At 57.6% G+C, this 17,669-nt stretch carries 16 protein-coding genes, 1 tRNA gene and 1 pseudogene; 10 read left to right on the top strand and 8 right to left on the bottom strand.

Annotated elements, in window-relative coordinates; all coding sequences use genetic code 11:
• Positions 1-107 precede the first annotated feature (107 nt).
• Both pth and ychF read left to right on the top strand, forming a co-directional pair.
• Positions 108-692: an aminoacyl-tRNA hydrolase gene (gene pth / locus AB7M29_RS29805; protein WP_007905795.1), complete on the top strand. Its 585-nt coding sequence runs from the start codon at positions 108-110 to the stop codon at positions 690-692.
• Positions 693-715: 23 nt separating this feature from the next.
• On the top strand, positions 716-1,816 hold the full coding sequence (ychF, locus tag AB7M29_RS29810) for a redox-regulated ATPase YchF (protein ID WP_052965811.1): 1,101 nt from the start codon (positions 716-718) through the stop codon (positions 1,814-1,816).
• A 121-nt stretch (positions 1,817-1,937) separates the two neighbouring features.
• Here ychF and AB7M29_RS29815 read toward each other — a convergent pair whose 3' ends face one another.
• Together AB7M29_RS29815 and AB7M29_RS29820 are read right to left on the bottom strand one after the other, a co-directional pair.
• The gene (locus AB7M29_RS29815) at positions 1,938-2,171 is read right to left on the bottom strand and encodes a hypothetical protein (protein WP_217858852.1); all 234 of its coding nucleotides are present in this window, start codon (positions 2,169-2,171) and stop codon (positions 1,938-1,940) included.
• A 148-nt stretch (positions 2,172-2,319) separates the two neighbouring features.
• Complete coding sequence (locus tag AB7M29_RS29820; protein ID WP_217858853.1) at positions 2,320-3,537, bottom strand: MFS transporter; 1,218 nt, start codon at positions 3,535-3,537, stop codon at positions 2,320-2,322.
• 323 nt (positions 3,538-3,860) lie between these two features.
• Here AB7M29_RS29820 and AB7M29_RS29825 point away from each other — a divergent pair, with 323 nt between their 5' ends.
• From AB7M29_RS29825 to ggt, 4 genes are all read left to right on the top strand, one after another.
• On the top strand, positions 3,861-5,918 hold the full coding sequence (locus AB7M29_RS29825; RefSeq protein ID WP_454248597.1) for a methyl-accepting chemotaxis protein: 2,058 nt from the start codon (positions 3,861-3,863) through the stop codon (positions 5,916-5,918).
• A 116-nt stretch (positions 5,919-6,034) separates the two neighbouring features.
• Positions 6,035-6,111: transfer RNA gene (locus AB7M29_RS29830), tRNA-Met, on the top strand.
• Positions 6,112-6,676: 565 nt separating this feature from the next.
• The gene (locus AB7M29_RS29835) at positions 6,677-7,468 is read left to right on the top strand and encodes a lipopolysaccharide biosynthesis protein (RefSeq protein ID WP_217858855.1); all 792 of its coding nucleotides are present in this window, start codon (positions 6,677-6,679) and stop codon (positions 7,466-7,468) included.
• Positions 7,469-7,649: 181 nt separating this feature from the next.
• Positions 7,650-9,494 carry a gamma-glutamyltransferase gene (gene ggt / locus AB7M29_RS29840; protein ID WP_454248598.1) on the top strand — a complete coding sequence of 615 codons (1,845 nt, stop codon included), beginning with the start codon at positions 7,650-7,652 and terminating at the stop codon, positions 9,492-9,494.
• Positions 9,495-9,623: 129 nt separating this feature from the next.
• On the opposite strand, the gene AB7M29_RS29845 is transcribed toward ggt, so the two are convergent.
• From AB7M29_RS29845 to AB7M29_RS29855, 3 genes and pseudogenes are all read right to left on the bottom strand, one after another.
• Positions 9,624-10,055 (bottom strand): methyl-accepting chemotaxis protein, encoded by a 432-nt coding sequence (locus AB7M29_RS29845; RefSeq protein ID WP_437180809.1) that lies wholly within the window; start codon positions 10,053-10,055, stop codon positions 9,624-9,626.
• A gap of 156 nt (positions 10,056-10,211) precedes the next feature.
• A pseudogene (locus AB7M29_RS29850) lies at positions 10,212-10,940 on the bottom strand (PAS domain-containing protein); the annotation flags it as partial.
• A 117-nt stretch (positions 10,941-11,057) separates the two neighbouring features.
• On the bottom strand, positions 11,058-12,371 hold the full coding sequence (locus AB7M29_RS29855; protein WP_454248599.1) for an MFS transporter: 1,314 nt from the start codon (positions 12,369-12,371) through the stop codon (positions 11,058-11,060).
• Positions 12,372-12,691: 320 nt separating this feature from the next.
• Between AB7M29_RS29855 and AB7M29_RS29860 the strand changes: the two genes are divergently transcribed.
• The 3 genes from AB7M29_RS29860 (at position 12,692) to AB7M29_RS29870 (ending at position 15,070) form a co-directional block, all read left to right on the top strand.
• Positions 12,692-13,012, top strand: coding sequence for a hypothetical protein (locus AB7M29_RS29860; RefSeq protein WP_217858859.1), 321 nt, complete (start codon positions 12,692-12,694; stop codon positions 13,010-13,012).
• Between the two features lie 180 nt (positions 13,013-13,192).
• Entirely contained in the window at positions 13,193-14,365 is a 1,173-nt protein-coding gene (locus tag AB7M29_RS29865) for a hypothetical protein (RefSeq protein WP_454248600.1), read from the top strand.
• 180 nt (positions 14,366-14,545) lie between these two features.
• A complete protein-coding gene (locus AB7M29_RS29870) occupies positions 14,546-15,070 on the top strand; it encodes an SET domain-containing protein (RefSeq protein WP_217858861.1) in 525 nt (174 codons plus the stop codon).
• 7 nt (positions 15,071-15,077) lie between these two features.
• Here AB7M29_RS29870 and can read toward each other — a convergent pair whose 3' ends face one another.
• Positions 15,078-15,722: a carbonate dehydratase gene (gene can, locus AB7M29_RS29875; protein ID WP_052965823.1), complete on the bottom strand. Its 645-nt coding sequence runs from the start codon at positions 15,720-15,722 to the stop codon at positions 15,078-15,080.
• A gap of 174 nt (positions 15,723-15,896) precedes the next feature.
• Here can and AB7M29_RS29880 point away from each other — a divergent pair, with 174 nt between their 5' ends.
• The gene (locus AB7M29_RS29880; protein WP_048397731.1) at positions 15,897-16,301 is read left to right on the top strand and encodes a serine kinase/phosphatase; all 405 of its coding nucleotides are present in this window, start codon (positions 15,897-15,899) and stop codon (positions 16,299-16,301) included.
• A 120-nt stretch (positions 16,302-16,421) separates the two neighbouring features.
• Here AB7M29_RS29880 and rimI read toward each other — a convergent pair whose 3' ends face one another.
• On the bottom strand, positions 16,422-16,874 hold the full coding sequence (gene rimI / locus AB7M29_RS29885; RefSeq protein WP_048397730.1) for a ribosomal protein S18-alanine N-acetyltransferase: 453 nt from the start codon (positions 16,872-16,874) through the stop codon (positions 16,422-16,424).
• Complete coding sequence (locus AB7M29_RS29890) at positions 16,867-17,607, bottom strand: hypothetical protein (protein WP_048397729.1); 741 nt, start codon at positions 17,605-17,607, stop codon at positions 16,867-16,869. The genes rimI and AB7M29_RS29890 overlap by 8 nt, the downstream gene beginning before the upstream one ends.
• Positions 17,608-17,669: the final 62 nt, after the last annotated feature.

Raw genomic sequence — 17,669 nt, forward strand, 5'->3', positions numbered from 1 at the left:
CGAGAACGCGGAGTTTACATAATGGTAAATGAGCACTTGTCGTCCACTTTCGCCGCACGCCCTGATGGCGGCGATGTTATCCACCACTTCAAGGAAGGGCCCCTATCGTGACTGCCATTAAACTGATCGTTGGCCTGGGAAATCCAGGCGCTGAATACGAACAGACCCGGCATAACGCAGGGGCCCTTTTTGTTGAGCGCATCGCGCACGCGCAGGGTGTCAACCTTGTAGCCGATCGCAAATATTTCGGCCTGACCGGGCGCTACTCGCATCAGGGTCAGGATGTTCGTCTGCTGATTCCCACCACCTACATGAACCGCAGCGGCCAGGCCGTCGCGGCACTTGCCGGCTTCTTCCGCATCAAGCCTGAAGAAATCCTGGTGGCGCATGACGAACTCGATCTGCCGCCGGGCGTTGCCAAGCTCAAACAGGGCGGCGGCCATGGCGGTCACAACGGGTTGCGCGACATCATCGCGCAACTGGGCAATCAGAATACCTTTCACCGCTTGCGGCTTGGCATTGGCCACCCGGGCGTTGCCAGTATGGTTTCAAATTTCGTCCTCGGTCGTGCGCCACGCGCCGAACAGGAAAAACTCGATGCCAGCATCGACTTTGCCCTCGGCGTGCTGCCGGATATCCTCGCCGGTGAATGGAACCGCGCGATGAAAAACCTGCACAGCCAGAAGGCCTGACTCTAACTCCTCGGGGAAACACCATGGGATTCAATTGCGGCATCGTCGGCCTGCCTAACGTCGGCAAGTCCACCCTGTTTAACGCCCTGACCAAATCCGGGATCGCGGCCGAGAACTTCCCCTTCTGCACCATCGAGCCGAACACCGGTATCGTGCCGATGCCGGATCCGCGTCTGGAAGCCCTGGCAGCCATCGTCAATCCAAAGCGCATCCTGCCGACCACCATGGAATTCGTCGACATCGCGGGCCTGGTTGCCGGCGCCTCGAAAGGTGAAGGCCTGGGCAACAAATTCCTCGCCAACATCCGCGAGACCGATGCTATCGCTCACGTGGTCCGCTGCTTCGAAGACGAGAACGTGATTCACGTCTCCAACAGCGTCGACCCGAAACGCGACATCGAGATCATCGACCTGGAGCTGATCTTCGCCGACCTCGACAGCTGCGAGAAGCAACTGCAGAAAGTCGCCCGCAACGCCAAGGGTGGCGACAAGGACGCCGTGGTCCAAAAAGGCCTGCTGGAGCAACTGATCGCTCACTTCACCCTCGGCAAGCCAGCGCGCACGCTGATGAAGAACATGGGCGCCGACGACAAAGCGGTGATTCGTGGCTTCCACCTGTTGACCACCAAGCCGGTCATGTACATCGCCAACGTCGCTGAAGACGGTTTCGAGAACAACCCACTGCTGGACATCGTCAAAGCCATCGCCGAAGAAGAAGGCGCCATGGTGGTTCCGGTCTGCAACAAGATCGAAGCCGAAATCGCCGAACTGGAAGACGGCGAAGAGAAAGACATGTTCCTCGAAGCCCTGGGCCTCGAAGAGCCTGGCCTGAACCGCGTGATTCGTGCCGGCTACGAGATGCTGCACCTGCAGACCTACTTCACCGCCGGTGTCGAAGAAGTCCGCGCCTGGACCGTCCGCGTCGGTGCTACCGCGCCACAAGCCGCCGGCGTGATCCACACCGACTTCGAAAAAGGCTTCATCCGCGCCGAAGTCATCGCCTACGAAGACTTCATTCAGTACAAGGGCGAAGCCGGCGCCAAAGAAGCTGGTAAATGGCGCCTGGAAGGCAAGGACTACATCGTTAAAGACGGTGACGTGATGCACTTCCGTTTCAACGTGTAAAACACCCGCTCAAGAAAAAGCCGCGTTTAGACGCGGCTTTTTTGTGCCTCTTTTTTCGCGTATAAAACCAGCACAACAAAGGCTACGGCGGCTCCTTTTTCAGGCGCTGCCACCGTTATGTTCACACTCGGTACTTACTCCGATTGAAGAACATCGAAGCCCCCGCCCCCACTATCGCGATTGCAAAGATCCCGACATCGATGCTGCCAATGTAGGGCGGCAGCACAAATATCACGCAAAAGCCCAAACCAACCAGACCAACACCCAGCCATTTCCTGAGTACATAGCTCCTTACGCAAGTGTGCAGCAGCATCATCCCCACGCAGGCCAACGCATACTGACTGTAGAGAGTCATAAATTGATTCCTGTCAAACTCCACTGCTCGCATCCTTATCGAGTCCAGAAAGGCGCGAAGTTTCCATCAGGATAGTGATTTGCGCAAACGGCAATCACGGCTGCAGGCGCGCTTTAATACTACAAATCTCTATACCGGTCGGTACGGGTCAGACTTTTTTGGTTCGTGGCAGAAGGATCGCCAACACCCCAAGCAGCGGCAAGAACGAACACAGGAAGTACACGTACTCGATGCCGTGGACATCCGCCAGATGCCCAAGCAACGCTGCGCCAATCCCACCGAAGCCGAACATCAGGCCGAAGAACACCCCGGCAATCATCCCGACATTCCCCGGCACCAGTTCTTGCGCATACACCACAATGGCCGAGAATGCCGAGGCGAGGATGAAACCGATCACCACGCTCAGGACGCTGGTCCAGAACAGATCGACGTGGGGCAGCATTAGGGTGAACGGTGCGACGCCAAGGATCGAGAACCAGATCACCGCCTTGCGCCCGATCTTGTCGCCGATCGGCCCGCCGAAGAAGGTCCCCGCCGCTACCGCACCGAGAAACAGGAACAGGTGCAACTGCGAACTGGCCACCGACAGGTCGAATTTTTCAATCAGATAGAACGTGAAGTAGCTGGTGAGGCTGGCCATGTAGAAATACTTGGAGAACACCAGCAACCCGAGTACCACCAGTGCACTGATCACCCGGCCTTTCGACAAGCCGTGAGTCGCTGCCTGACCTTGTTTGAGCTTGAACAGGTTCAGGTGGTTGGCGTACCAACGACTGATCCGATACAGCACGAACAGCGCAAACAGCGCGAACAATCCGAACCACGCCACATGACCCTGACCGTAGGGAATGATGATCGCCGCCGCCAACAACGGCCCGAAAGCCGAGCCCGCATTACCGCCGACCTGAAACGTCGACTGCGCCAAGCCGAACCGCCCGCCCGAGGCCAATCTCGCCACCCGGGAAGCTTCCGGGTGAAAGGTCGATGAACCGACACCGATCAACCCCGCCGCCAGCAGAATCATCGGGAAGCTACCGACCACCGACATCATCAGAATACCGATCAATGTGCAGACAGTACCGGCCGGCAACAGCCAGGGTTTGGGATGACGATCAGTGTGGTAACCGACCCATGGCTGCAACAGCGAGGCCGTCAGTTGAAAGGTCAGGGTGATCAGACCGATCTGAGTGAAGGTCAGGCCATAGCTGGCCTTGAGCATCGGATAGATCGACGGCAATACCGCCTGAATCAGGTCGTTGATCAAATGCGCCAGCGCCACCGCGCCAATGATGCGCATGACCAGCGGACTGCTTTGTGAAGTGGTAGGCGCCGAGGTCGCGGCGGACTGAGTGTTGCTGATAGCCATGAGAGTTTCCGTACTGCGGATGGGTGCGCACTGGCAGGCCGGTCAATGTGCCATTTTTCGGTACAGTAGCGCCATCCCCTTAGCCTGCTAACGACTTCAAAAAAGAAGGTGATAGCGCAAAGCCATGGTCTGAATCTTGCCTTGTTTATCCGTTCAACGCGGCCCCTTACAAAGGGAACCGAGAATGGGAAGTTTCGCTACAGAGTCGGCCTACAGAGCGGACCAAGGGTGAACTTTCGAGGCCTTTTAGCAGGGCACGAGTCGCGGTCGCAATGACCTCGACGCACGCCAATGGTGCGTGGTGTCCAGAGGAGTCATGGGGCATGCAGGCTTTTTTATCACCGGGGATCGGGCTGCTGGGGCGTTTCGGCTTCGCACGCAAATTTCAGCTGCTGTTTCTGCTGTTCATCCTGCCACTCGGGGGCAGTCTGTGGATGATCGGTCAGGATTATCGTGACAAGTTGAACCTGATCTCCGGTGAACGCGCCGGAGTTCGTCAATTGCTCGCACTTGATGCGCTCGACAATCTGCTCACCGCCCAGCGTGACCGCGCCGCGCGTTGGCGCGCCACCGAAACCAATCGCCAGCCGACACCCGCAACCATCGCGGCGATGGCAGCGTTCGACGCGGTTCAGCCGGCCGTCGCCCAAGCCACCATGGACCTGGGCAACGCCTTGAAAACCGAAGGCGCCGAGGGCCAAATCCTCACCCGCTATCAAGCCCTGCAAACCGCACTCACCGGCCTGGACTCGAAAAGCCTGAGCAGCGTCGGTTGGTGGCCGGACGGTTACGATCGCTTCACCAATGCCTTGGGTGCTCTGCAAGCCTTGCGCGAACAAATCGCGATGGACAATCGCCTGACCCTCGCGCCATGGCTGGAAACCTGGCTACTGACGCAGATCTCCATTCAACACGCGCCGGACCTGATCGAACGGGTCGGTCGTCTCGCCGCCGTCGGTCAGGCCTCAGTAGTATCCGGGCAGTTCACCCTGCAAAGCCGCCTGCAACTGCGGGACTTGCGCAGCCGCATCGGCGATGCCCGGGAGCAGCTGGTGAAAACCGCCGGCCTGCTGGAAGCGCGCCTGCCCAGCGCCTTGCAAACCTGGGCCGGGCAATACCACGACAGCCTCAAGCACCTGGACGCCGGTTTGAAAGTGCTGGACGAGGGCGTTTTCGGCGGCAGCATCAACCTCAAGCCGGAAGACTTTGAACGCAGCCTCGACGCCCTCCTCGGCGACCTCGCCTCGTTGCGCCAGCAATCGTTGGTTTCTCTGGATCAACGGCTGGATTACTACCACGGCTCGGCCATACGCCAGTTCATCCTGGTGGCGACAGTTTTTGGCTGCCTGCTGCTGGCCGCGTTGTACCTGTTCATCTGTTTGCAGGCCTCGATCCGTCGCAGCGCCAGCGGCATCACGCTACTGGCCGAAGCGTTGCGTGACGGCAACCTGAGCCTGCAAGTACCGGTGCAGGGCCGCGACGAACTGGCTGCTATCAGCACCGCCCTCAACGTCGCTGTAGTGCAACTGCGCAACAGCCTGCTGGGGGTCGATCACGAGACCTTGCAGCTCAGCAACGCGGTGCGCACCCTCAACCATCACTCGAGTGGTGCCCTTGGGGAAGTCGAAGCTCAGCAGTTGCAGATCAGCCAGATCGCCGCTGCGGCCACACAATTGGCCGCGACCTCTCAAGGGGTCGCCCAGAGTTGCGAACAGGCATCTGGCAGCGCTCAGCACACCCAGCGCATCGCCGCCGACAGCAGCCGTGACAGCCAACGCACGACAGCGAGTATTCAGCAGCTCAATCAGCGCTTGAACGACACTGCGGCGGCACTGGGCCGGGTCAGCGAGCAAGGACAGCAAATTCAATTGGTGGTCGATACCATTCGCGGCGTCGCCGAGCAGACCAACCTGCTAGCCCTCAACGCCGCCATCGAGGCCGCACGGGCCGGCGAGCAAGGTCGTGGCTTTGCCGTAGTGGCCGATGAAGTGCGCAGCCTGTCACAACGCACCCAATCGTCCACCGCGCAAATCGCCGGCACCGTCGACAGCCTGCGCAGCACCGTCAACGAAGCCGTGAGCCTGATGGAAGCGGCCTGCGGCCAGGCGCAATCGGATGCGCAGGCCGTCACCGGTCTGGGCGAGCGCCTGGGGGAAATCGCCAACGCGGTGCAGAGTGTCACCGACACCTTGGCGCAGATCGCCACCGCTGTTGACGAGCAAGCGAGCACCGCCGATGAAGTCAGCGGCAACATCCAGCAAGTCGATCAGGCGGCGGTACGCTTGCTTGAAGGCGCGCGGGCGGTGAATCTGGCTGCGGACACCTTGAGCCAGGGCAGCAAGGCTTTGAGTGCGAATACCGGGAAATTTCAGCTCGGTTGACGCCCTCCCTTGGCCCGGTTTTTCGGGTCAGCGGGATAAGCGGTTGAAAGTGTGGAGAAATATTTTAAATTTACGCTTGACGCATCTTCGTTCCAGGTGAATAATGCGCGCCACTTGGCTACATAGCTCAGTTGGTTAGAGCATAGCATTCATAATGCTGGGGTCCGGGGTTCAAGTCCCTGTGTAGCCACCAAGTACCGGTTTACAGACATCTAGTGAAGTCTATAAGCCACACAAGAAGCCCGCCTAGTGCGGGCTTTCTTGTGTCTGGAGCATTCGTTTTGCTTCTCTCCCACGTACCGGGTCGCGCCATACACTAGCGCATTGAAGGCCTGCGTAAACTCCTGCAAACCAGCAAGAGCTCCAATTTCGCACATACTTCCTCAGCGGACTGCCAGATGCTCGGCTTTGTCTACGCCTGGTATCTTCCACCTCAGTAAAAAACTCTGGACGATACCGCCCGAACGCATGAAGATTCGTCGCAGATATGCCGTTTTTTCTTCTCAGCCGAAATTCAGGACATTCACCACCCTCCTCTCACTGCGGAGTTCGACGACATCAGTATGTTTTTTTGCCATATGAAATGCCGTGATGGCACACTGGACCTTGCACCGGTAGCTTTATAAAATGTAAACCTCATCCGCAAAATGCCTCAAGACATAACTTGATACAATTTACCGCTTCACAAACCATGCTTCAGCAATATTGTTTGGTGCCGATATCGCATCAAATGATCCTAACAACAGGACTAACCAAGAATGAGCGCTAGGATTAATATTCGTGACTTTGATGAGTGTCGCAATATTCATAAAGGCGCTGTTTTTATTGTAGCCTCGGGAGGGTCTGCCAAAGACTTTCATCCTGAACAATTCGCAGATGTCCCCATGATCACAATGAATGGGGCTATCTCAAAGTTTATCGGGACTGGCGTTAAGCCTTTTTTCTATGCCTGTACCGATAAGAATTTTCCCGAGCAGCAGCCGGAACTGTTCTCCCAAGCCTTACTTCTTAGTGAGCGAGTTGCCTTATGGGAGGACCAGGTTCAAAACCTGTCGGTTGCGCCAAAAGGGGAAGTGTTTTTGCTGAGCAAGGCGCCAAAGCTTTCTTGGGGCGAACTTATTGGTGTAGATAAAGACCTGATAAGAAATCGTAACTTTCTTAAGCGTCGCAATCGGCGCATCGGTTTCAGCAAAAATCTGAAGCGAGGTTTTTTCGACGCGCGCACTGTTGCCTATGCGGCTCTGCAAATCGCTTATCACGCCGGTTTCAATAAGGTGGTGATGGTGGGGGTTGACCTAAATCAAGCTGTCAGTCGATTCTATGAAGAGAAGAACACCGTAGTTTCTCCTTGCGGACTGGATCAGCATTTTCACACCAGGATTTTACCGTCATTCAAAATAGTGGCGAGAAAAGTAATCAGTGATCAATTCCACGTCTACAACCTTTCCAGTTCCTCAAGAATTCCCGCCGACATTATCCCCCAGATACATTTGGATGATCTCGATGCCCACGTGTATGACTTGGATTGTTCAAAAAAAAACCGCTTGTAAGTCTTTAGATTAACGGTCGAGTTCAAATGACTGTGCTCCACCAAGTACTGAAACGGCTTACCGAAAGGTAGACCGTTTTTTTTATGCCTCGAGAAATGTGGCGAGAGCCCTCTGATTTGCACACCACGCCCTCGCTCGATAAAGTCCCCGGACCTTTTATCCCATGGACGGAGTGCTCCGCGTGTTCTCAGCCTTCCACTTGAGTCGCTATCGCCTGTCAGCCTTTTCGCTGATCGCAACCGCTTTAACCCTCGCCGCGTGCAGTGCCCCGCCCTCTTCGCCGTCAGTCTCAACCCTGCCAGTCGCGCCAGAAATCGCCTCTGGTTATCGCACCGACCTGCAGACCCGATACGCCTCCAAACACATGGCCGCAGCCGCCAACCCGCTGGCAGCCGAAGCCGGACGGCAGATGATGCGTGAGGGCGGCTCGGCGATTGATGCGGCCATTGCCATGCAAGCGGTGTTGACACTGGTCGAGCCACAATCGTCGGGTATCGGCGGTGGCGCGTTGATTGTGCTGTGGGATGGCAAGGTTGTGCGCACCTACGACGGTCGCGAAACCGCTCCGGCCGGCGCCACCGAGAAACTGTTTCTGCAAGCCGACGGCAAACCGATGCCGTTCACCCAGGCACAGATCGGCGGACGCTCAGTGGGGACGCCGGGTGTGTTGCGGGCACTGGAATTGGCCCATCAAAAGCATGGTCGACTGCCGTGGGCGAAGTTGTTCGAACCCGCCATCAAACTCGCGGAACAAGGCTTCGCCATTTCGCCACGACTGCATCAGTTGATCGCGGCAGACGCGTTCATACAGCGTTCACCCGACATGGCCGCCTACTTCCTGAACGCCGATGGCAGCCCGAAAGCCATCGGTACACAGTTGAAGAACCCGGCACTCGCCGCGGTGTTCAAGCGCATCGCCAAGGAAGGTCCCGACGCCCTGTACAAAGGGCCAATCGCGAAAGAGATCGTCGCCAAGGTTCAGGGTCACGCCAACCCCGGCAGCCTGTCGCTAAACGATCTCCAAGGCTACAAGGCCAAGGAACGCGGGCCGCTTTGCACCGACTACAAACGCTGGCAGGTCTGCGGCATGCCACCTCCATCGTCGGGCGGGATCGCAGTGGCGCAAATTCTCGGCACCTTGCAGGCGCTGGAATCCCGCGACCCGCGTTTTGCCCTGGCACCACTCAAACCGGTCAAGACCAGCCAACCGGCGGGCATCGAACCAGCCCCAGAAGCTGTGCACCTGATCGCTGAAGCCGAGCGCCTGGCTTACGCCGACCGAGCACAGTATGTCGCCGACACCGACTTCGTACCCGTGCCGATAAAAGGTCTGATCGACCCGACTTATCTGGCCAGCCGCGCCGCGCTGATTGGTGACCGCAGCATGAGGCAGGCCAAACCCGGCACCCCGCCGGGGATTCAGATTGCCTATGCGCCGGACCGCTCGCCACTGCGCATCTCTACCTCGCAAGTGGTGGCGGTCGATGACGAAGGTGGCGCGGTGTCCATGACCACCACCGTGGAAGCAGCGTTTGGCTCGCACCTGATGGTCCAGGGTTTTCTGCTCAACAACCAAATGACCGACTTCTCGTTCATCCCCGAAGAGAACGGGCAAAAAGTCGCCAACCGCGTCGAGCCCGGTAAACGCCCCCGCTCATCCATGGCGCCCACTCTGATCTTCGATCGCCAGAACGGCGAATTCCTGGCCACCGTCGGCTCCCCCGGCGGCTCGCAGATCATTGAGTACGTGGCCAAGTCCACCATCGGCCTGCTCGACTGGAACCTCGACCCGCAAGCGGCTATCAACCTGCCCAACTTCGGCAGCCGCAACGGCCCGACCGAACTGGAACAGGGGCAGTTCAGCACAGAGCTGATTCAGGTACTGAAGGACAAAGGGCACAACGTGAACGAGATCGACATGACCAGCGGGACTCAGGCGATTGTTCGGGTCAAGGACGCACAAGGGAATGCGGCGTTGGCCGGTGGTGCCGATCCGCGGCGTGAGGGGCAAGCGTTGGGGGATTGAGTCGTACACACGAATAAGAAAAGGCTTACCGCGAGGTAGGCCTTTTTTTGTCAGCGAAGAATCCTAGCCTGATCAAGCCGCAAAAGCAGGCCTGCCCTTTTTAGCGCTATTCATGCCGCACAGATAGCATCAAGTCGATAACTGATTGGCAAACTGCCCGACCGCGCTTACCACTTTCTGCGCCCCATCCTGGATCTCGACGATCACTGTGCCCGCCTCCGCCGCCAGCGCCAGCCCCTGTTCGGCCTGGAGTTTGCCATCGGTCATCAGGGCCACGGCGTTGCGTGCCATGTCCTGGTTCTGGCGAACGACGCCGACAATTTCATCGGTCGCCTGGCTGGTGCGCGAGGCCAGTTGCCGGACTTCGTCAGCCACCACGGCAAAACCTCGACCCTGTTCACCTGCACGGGCCGCTTCAATGGCTGCGTTGAGCGCCAGCAGGTTGGTTTGTTCGGCGATACCACTGATGGTTTTGACGATGGTGCCGATCACCAATGATTGTGCGTTCAGCGCTTCGATGCCTTCGCCAGCGGTTTGCATGTGCCTGGCCAAGTCACGCATGACGTCCACCGCTTGAGTCACCACAGTGGTACCGCGCTGGGCACTGCTGTCAGTTTGCAACGAGGTGCTGTAGGCGATGTTGGCCGCTTCGGCGACGGCCTGCTCCTGATTGACCTGATCGGTAATCACCGTGGCGAATTTCACCACTTTGTAGAGTTTGTTGTTCGCGTCGACCACCGGGTTGTAGGAAGCCTCCAGCCAGACCACGCGACCGTGGCTGTCGATACGCTTGAAACGATCGGCCACGAACTCACCGGCATTCAGGCGGCGCCAGAAGTTCTGATACTCGGCGCTGTTATATTCCTCTGGCTCACAGAAGGTGCGGTGATGTTTGCCCTGGACCTGCGCCAGGTTGTAGCCCATGCCATTGAGAAACCGCTCGTTTGCCGACAGCACATTGCCATTGAGGTCGAACTCGATGAGCGCGGTCGAACGCACCAGCGCACCGATCAGGTTCTCATGTTCACGGGACGCCTCAATGGTGCGGGTCAGGTCGCTGGAGTAAATCGAGAAGTGTTTGATCCGGCCATCCGAGGACCGCACCGGCTGCATGATCGACCGCAGCCAGGCTTCGGCACCATTGCCCCGCAATAAACGAACCGTGCCGGCAAAGTGCTCGCCACGGGTCAGCGCAGTCTTGAAGCGGCGGTGGAATTCGTCCGATTTCACATGGACGGGGACGATGTCTTCGATGTGTCGGCCGACCAGATCGTTGCCCTTGTAGAGCATCTCACCCATGAAGTTCTGGTTGACCGATTGAATCCTGCCATCGGAATCAAGAGTCAGGGCCAACATCTCGCTGTCCAGGCTCTCCTTGACTTGCTGAAGGCTGGAGAGTTCTTCGCGAAGAGCCGACAGCTCCTGCTTCAAGCGTTTGTTGAACATGGAAAGCACCGATGGACAGGGATAAAAGCTGCATACAGCCTAGCCATCGGCCTTGGGAATATTTTCTGAAGGGTGTTTCGGGATTGTCCTACAAAAATAGTGGCAACACGATCACCTTTATACCGCGCCAGCTACCGAACAGCGCCCAACTCGCGGTACTCGCGCGCCGAAATACGCTGCGCTGCTGACGCCCACCGCCCCCATCACTGCGCAGAAAATCACACAAATCCATGGACTCCACGGCATCAGACCGATCAACAACAGCGGCGTGATACTGGCCCAGGCGGCGTAGGCAATGTTGTAGGTAAAGGAAATCCCCGAGACGCGAATTCGCGCCGGAAACAGGTTGACCATCACCGACGGCACCGCGCCAACTACCCCGCAACCGAGGCCGGCCACCGCATAGGCCAAACCGATCCACTGGCCTTCAATGATCAGGCAGGTATAAAGCACGCCGATGCCCAAAGGCAGCAGCAAGCTATACAGCATCACCGTGCGCCAGGCGCCAATGCGGTCGACAAGTAGCCCCGCGAGTACGCAGCCGATGTTCAGAAACACGATGCCCAAAGCACTCAGGGCGAAAGTATGGCTGGCGGTCATGCCGAAGGTTTTTTGCATCATGGTCGGGGTGATGACTACGAACACCACCACGGCCGAGGTCAGCACGCAGGTGAGAATCATCGCCGGCAGCATCGCCAGGCGGTGCTCGCGCAGGACCGTGCGCAGCGGCAGTTCGACAGTAGCCTCGCGCTGGGCCTGCATAGCCATGAATACCGGGGTTTCACTGAGCCAGCGACGCAGCCAGACACCGATGACGCCAAACACACCGCCCAGGAGAAACGGGTAGCGCCAGGCGTAATCAAGGATTTGCGCCGGGGTGAACGTCTGTGCCAGAAATGTCGCCGTCAGAGCTCCGATCAAGTAGCCGAAGGTCAGCCCCGCCTGCAGGAAACCGAGGGCATAGCCGCGATGCCCGACCGGTGCATGCTCGGCGACGAACACCCAGGCACTCGGCACTTCACCGCCTACCGCCGCGCCTTGCAGGACCCTCAGGGCCAACAACAGCAGTGGAGCGAAATAACCGATCTGGGCGTAGGTCGGCATGATCCCGATCAGCAGGCATGGCAACGCCATCATCAGGATGCTCAGGCTGAAAACCTTCTTGCGTCCCAATTTATCGGCGAAATGCGCCATCAGGATCCCGCCCAGAGGCCGCGCAAGGTAGCCGGTAACGAAGATCCCGAAGCTTTGCAGCAGACGCAGCCACTCGGGCATTTCTGGCGGAAAGAACAGCTGGCTGAGGGTCAGCGCGAAAAATACGAAAATGATGAAGTCGTAGATTTCCAGCGCGCCGCCAAGGGCTGCAAGCCCCAGTGTCTTGTAGTCCGAGCGGGTGAAGGGCGCCGGGCGCGCATCGTTATTGGTAGTCATGGAAAAAACTCTGGCAGGCAAAAAACCAAGGCGCCCATGGTCTACGCAAATGCGCTTGTGGACAACCCGTCAGACCATCATCCCAAACAGCATCACTGCAACGGAGCGATTGGTTGATTGTTGGTACCAACCGAGATGGCCTCGCCATCAGGCTAATCGACAACGACCAAGACTTCTCCTACATACAGGCTCGATTGCGCCTGACATTAAATCCAGCCAGTTCCTATCTCAAATATATAAATCAGCGGGTTAAACTTCGGCATCTCACAACCTGATTTTTAAAGTTAAAAACAACACCACTCCAAGGATGAACAAGTCAGATGTCTTTAGTATCAAAAACGCTGGAAGAAATGATCAATGAAATTTACCAGGACGGCAGAGTTTCAGTCGTTGAATATAGGAAGTTGCGTGACGATGCAGATCGCCGCATGGACGCTGTCGTTCGCGAGTTTGGCCTGCACAACAATCTGACAGCGTTCCAGAAAGCAATGGATGTGGTCATGCAATTAATGCAATCGTCCATCATCGATGCAAAAAAAGCCAAGTTGACCGATACAGGCGAAGCCATCGTCAAAGATGCTGTTGTTGCGCAAATAGAATACCTGCGCGCTGGCGGCCATTTGGCTTTGCATTTGTTGTAATACTTAATATTCACCCGGCTCCGGACATTTACTTGGGGGCCGGGCTCTCGCCCCGGCCGGCCTAAATAGGCAGGGGCAATCCTGTGAAAAAAACCATGAGAACCCGCTTTTATATGTAACGCCGCTGATCCAATATGGCATGCATCCCATCATCGGGACCACGCTGAAAAGGATCTGAGCATGTTAAAACTCACAGGACTCACCCTCGCAGCCCTCACCCTGAGTGCCGCCGCTCACGCCGATGTCGATCTGAATCTGGGCAGTACCGAACGTGTTACCCGGCTGTTCGCCTACCCCAACAACTGCAACGTCATCTGCTATCGCAACTGGACACTGGAACAGACAGTCGAGCACTACCTGACCCAGAGCGTACAACGCGATGGCTACAAAACCGCAAAAGTGGTGGTCAAAACCGACAATGAGCAGCTCTACGCCAATATCAGCGGTGTGCCCAAAGGTTATGACAAACCATTGACCGCATTGCTCAAGGCTGGGGATTTGGCTTACAACGGCGCCAGCAAGTTGAGTGCCGATGGTAAATGGACCTATAACTGGTATCTGTTCCTGCCGCTGGGCATGGCACTGGAAAACCGTAAAAGCGTCGAACTGCTGCACTTCCCGCCGGATTACTCGCTGACCCAGGCTCAGGACTATCTGGAGTCCAAGACAACCGATCGCTGGGCCACGCTGCTGACCGCCAATGGCATCCCTGACGACCAGACACCGGGCTATCAGACCATCATCGACATCGCACCGATTGCCGCGCCGTCCAGCGCCGGCAAGGACCTCGAAGGCGTCTATAACTACTTCAAGGATTACCAGACCACCATGGTCAAGGAAGTCAGCCAGAACGCCAGTGGCGCTGCGTTGCCAATGGTTGCCTTCGGTGCACCGGTGCGTAACTGGATCAAGCAACAATACGGGCCGACCGTGGACGTGCTGGGCCTGGCAACCATCAGCCCGAGCGAGGGTGTGAAGGTGCCAGTACTGGGTTCCAACCACCCGAGCTACATCTGGTACGCCGCCGATCCCGAGGCCTATAGCGGCAGCGATGCCCAGGCCAAGGCTGACGCCGCGGGGCTGAAAGTCATGGGGCAGGATCTGAGCGCCGCGTGCTGGCAGGCCGGGATGGGCAGCAAACCGGGCACTGACCCTACCGTTCAGCTGAAAAGCTGTACTCAGACCTGGCAAGTCACCCAGAAAGAAAAAACCTGCGAACTGTTCTACACCTCGATCCGCAACCTGACGCCCGAACAGGCCGTGGCCAAATGCGCAACAACGACGGTCAAATCTCAGCTGAAACAGCTGAAGAGCCCGTCTCTTGCGACCTCTGCTCCTGCTCCACACTTGTAAACGATGAAAGTCTTTCCCGCGTGAGCCATGGCTGACGCGGGAAAGAGCCTTTTTCGCCTGTCATATCTGACAGTAGATCAAATGTTTCATTTGCGAGAGGCTTGGGGCATACCCATGTGCTGCAGAGCTGACCGGATATCAGCTGACGGAGGTTGTAGCACCCAGCTGACAAGGATTGTGATGAGAGCCCATGCCCACCAAGAAATACCCCCACCGCCATCCAATGGCATCTATCCCTTTGAAGAGTTGCCCCTTCGCCTTGGATTCCCCTCCAAGGACGACTTTGAAATCATCTACAACGCTGAGGGATCGGCAATAGCTGTCACGGCGTTGCGCGAGTTCCCCCGCATCAGCCGAATCTGCAGGGTTTCCGGACATCTGTTGCCCTATCGCTGCCGACACACCCGACAGCTAGCGCCAGGTATCCACGTCTACGATCCGCGCTTCTGCGGCTTGCTAAGCCACTCCTGCGACCCCAACGTCTTTCTCGACATGAGCGAGCTGTGGTTATGGTCGCTCAAAGACATCAAAAAGGGTGACCGGCTGACGATGGATTTCGCCGCGACAGAAGACAAGCTGCAGCGACAGTTCGCCTGCCGTTGCGGTTGTTCCTGCTGCCGTGGCTGGATCATCGGCTACGACGAGTCGCCGAATGCCAATGGAGAACAGTTTTTTCAACACCGGCGTCGACGAAGTCTCGGCTGAAAAGCTTTTACAACGCCTCGACCGGGCGCAAACGGTATTGCGGCGGCAACTGTTCGAAACCGCTGATGGTGGCGTTCAGGCTTTTCCAGCGTCCATCCTTGATGCCATAGATGCAACCATGAATCGACAGGCTCTGCCCACGATGCCAGGCGTTTTGCACAATGCTGGTATGACCGACGTTCGCCACCTGCTGGATCACATTGAGTTCGCAGAGGCGGTCGACCCTTTCTTCTTCGGTGGACAACTTGGCCAGTTCGTCGCGCTTTTCATAATAGAGATCGCGAATAGAGCGCAGCCAACCATCGATCAGGCCCAACTGACGGTCCTGCATCGAGGCGCGTACACCGCCGCAACCATAGTGGCCGGTGACCAGGATGTGTTTGACCTTGAGCACGTCGACCGCGTACTGAATCACTGACAGGCAGTTGAGGTCGGTGTGCAGTACAACGTTGGCCACGTTGCGGTGCACGAACAGATCACCCGGCAGCATGCCGACGATTTCATTGGCCGGCACGCGGGCATCGGAGCAACCGATCCACAGGTATTCCGGGGTTTGTTGACGGGCCAGCTTGGCGAAGAAATCAGGATCTTCCTGGGTGATCGCGTCGGCCCAGCGCTCATTGTTATCAATCAGATCTTGTAATTCGTTCATGCAATGAAGCCTCAAGAATGATTTGCTGCTTTGACAGACAACCCTGTGTCGGGGTCACGCGCGAGATGCAGATTCCCCTGATGCATTAAATGGCTGTCCGGTGCTCCCTGCCGGTGGAATTCTCGCAAGCCCAGTGGGTCCACTGTAGTAAGGCCTACAGTATGAGGGAATGCCATGACTGATTCACGACGTCCGTTCGATGAAGCGCAACCCGAGCCCATCGACGACAACGAAGACCGCATGGGCTCAGTGCATGAGCTGGATTTCGACGAGGAAGAACCGAGCGCCAGAATCGGCGACTTGATCCCCGAACACGAGCGTGCGCAGAAGATGCCCGACGAACGCATCCGTGAGGCTGGCATGACCGGCGGCTCGACCGATGACCATGAGTCCACCGACGATGACATGAGCCCGGAAACCTTGATCCGTGAAGACGGCGCACGGGACAGCCGCGAAGAGGGTGAAGGCGACCAGGCGGATTGGGATTTGAGCATTGTCGATGAAGACGACATCGGCGGGGGCAATGGGCTGGATGAGGAGGAATTGGCGCGACGCGATCCGATGGATGGCAAGCGTTGATCTACAGGTCTGCCCGGATTCCAACGTAGGGGCTGCCGAAGGCTGCGATCTTTTGATTTTTTATTGCCGCGACATAGAAAGATCTAAAGATCGCAGCCTTCGGCAGCTCCTACGGGCGTTTCAGTCAACCAAAGTGCAGGCCATTACCACGGCATCTTCGCGCCCGCCAACCGCCGGGTAGTAATCCCGCCGACGTCCGATTTCGTTGAACCCATACCGCTCATACAACCGAAACGCCGCCCGGTTGCTGTCGCGCACTTCCAGAAAACATTCCCGCGCCTCTGCCTTGTAGGCAATCGACATCAAATGCTCCAGAAGCGTCAAACCCAGGCCTCGGCCCTGATTTTCCGGTTTGACGGTGATGTTCAGCAGATGCGCCTCATCAAGAATGATCTGCACCACGCCATGACCGACCTGTTGCTGCCCTTCGAACATCAGCCAGATCTGGTACTTGCCCAGGCCATCGAGAAAAATCCCGCGGGTCCAGGGATGGCTGTAAGCCGCGTATTCAATTTTCAGTACAGTGTCCAGGTCCGCCTCGATCATCGGGCGGAACGATACAGCGTCACTCATTCGATTCTTTCCAGCGCGCCATCAGCCGACGCATGGCTTGCCAGACATCAGCCTTACGCTGTGGCTCTTCCATTAATAATTCCAGACCCGGCAGGGCCCAGACCGACCCCAGGCCTTCGACCTGAAGTTCACGGTTGAAGGATTCGGCGTTGGCCTCACCGGCAAAACGCACCGCCGGCAGTCCGATCAGCCACAGGCAGACGCATGGAGCGTCTTCCAGACGGGCCGACAGAAAGCCTTGTACGAAATCCCGAGCCGCTTCCGGCCCTTGATCCATGGTGCCGCGTGCCAGCAGCGGCCAGCGCACCGGCTCGCCGATGATTTGCGGGCTGTCTGGCAGGCCGGCGGCGCGCAGCATGTCTTTGAGCAACAGATAGGCCGGATCGCGGGTCTGGAAGCTTTCGCCTGTGGGTAACTCCACCAGCAACAGGCAACGACCTGCACGCAGTAATTGCAGGGCGAAGCGCGGTGGCGGAACGACCGGCGCCCTAACCGCGACCGGGGCTTCCTCTTCTTCGACCTTGGCGTTCGTGCGCGTGCTGGCCAACGATGGCCGTGGCACCTCGATCTTTACCCGTTCAGCAGGTTTGACCACCGGTTCCACGGGCGTCTCAGCCACAGGAGCCTGTACAACCTTGGCGATGACCAACGGCTCGGGCATCTCCAGCAGTTCAGGCCGCGAGGGCGCAGCAAAGGGCAATTCGGTGCGCGGCAGCCAGTTGACCACCTGCATGGCGGTCAAATAAGCGCGGCGACGGGACTCGATAAGCAAAGGTCGGCCACTTGTGGATAACT

This window comes from Pseudomonas sp. F-14 TE3623, assembly GCF_053629015.1.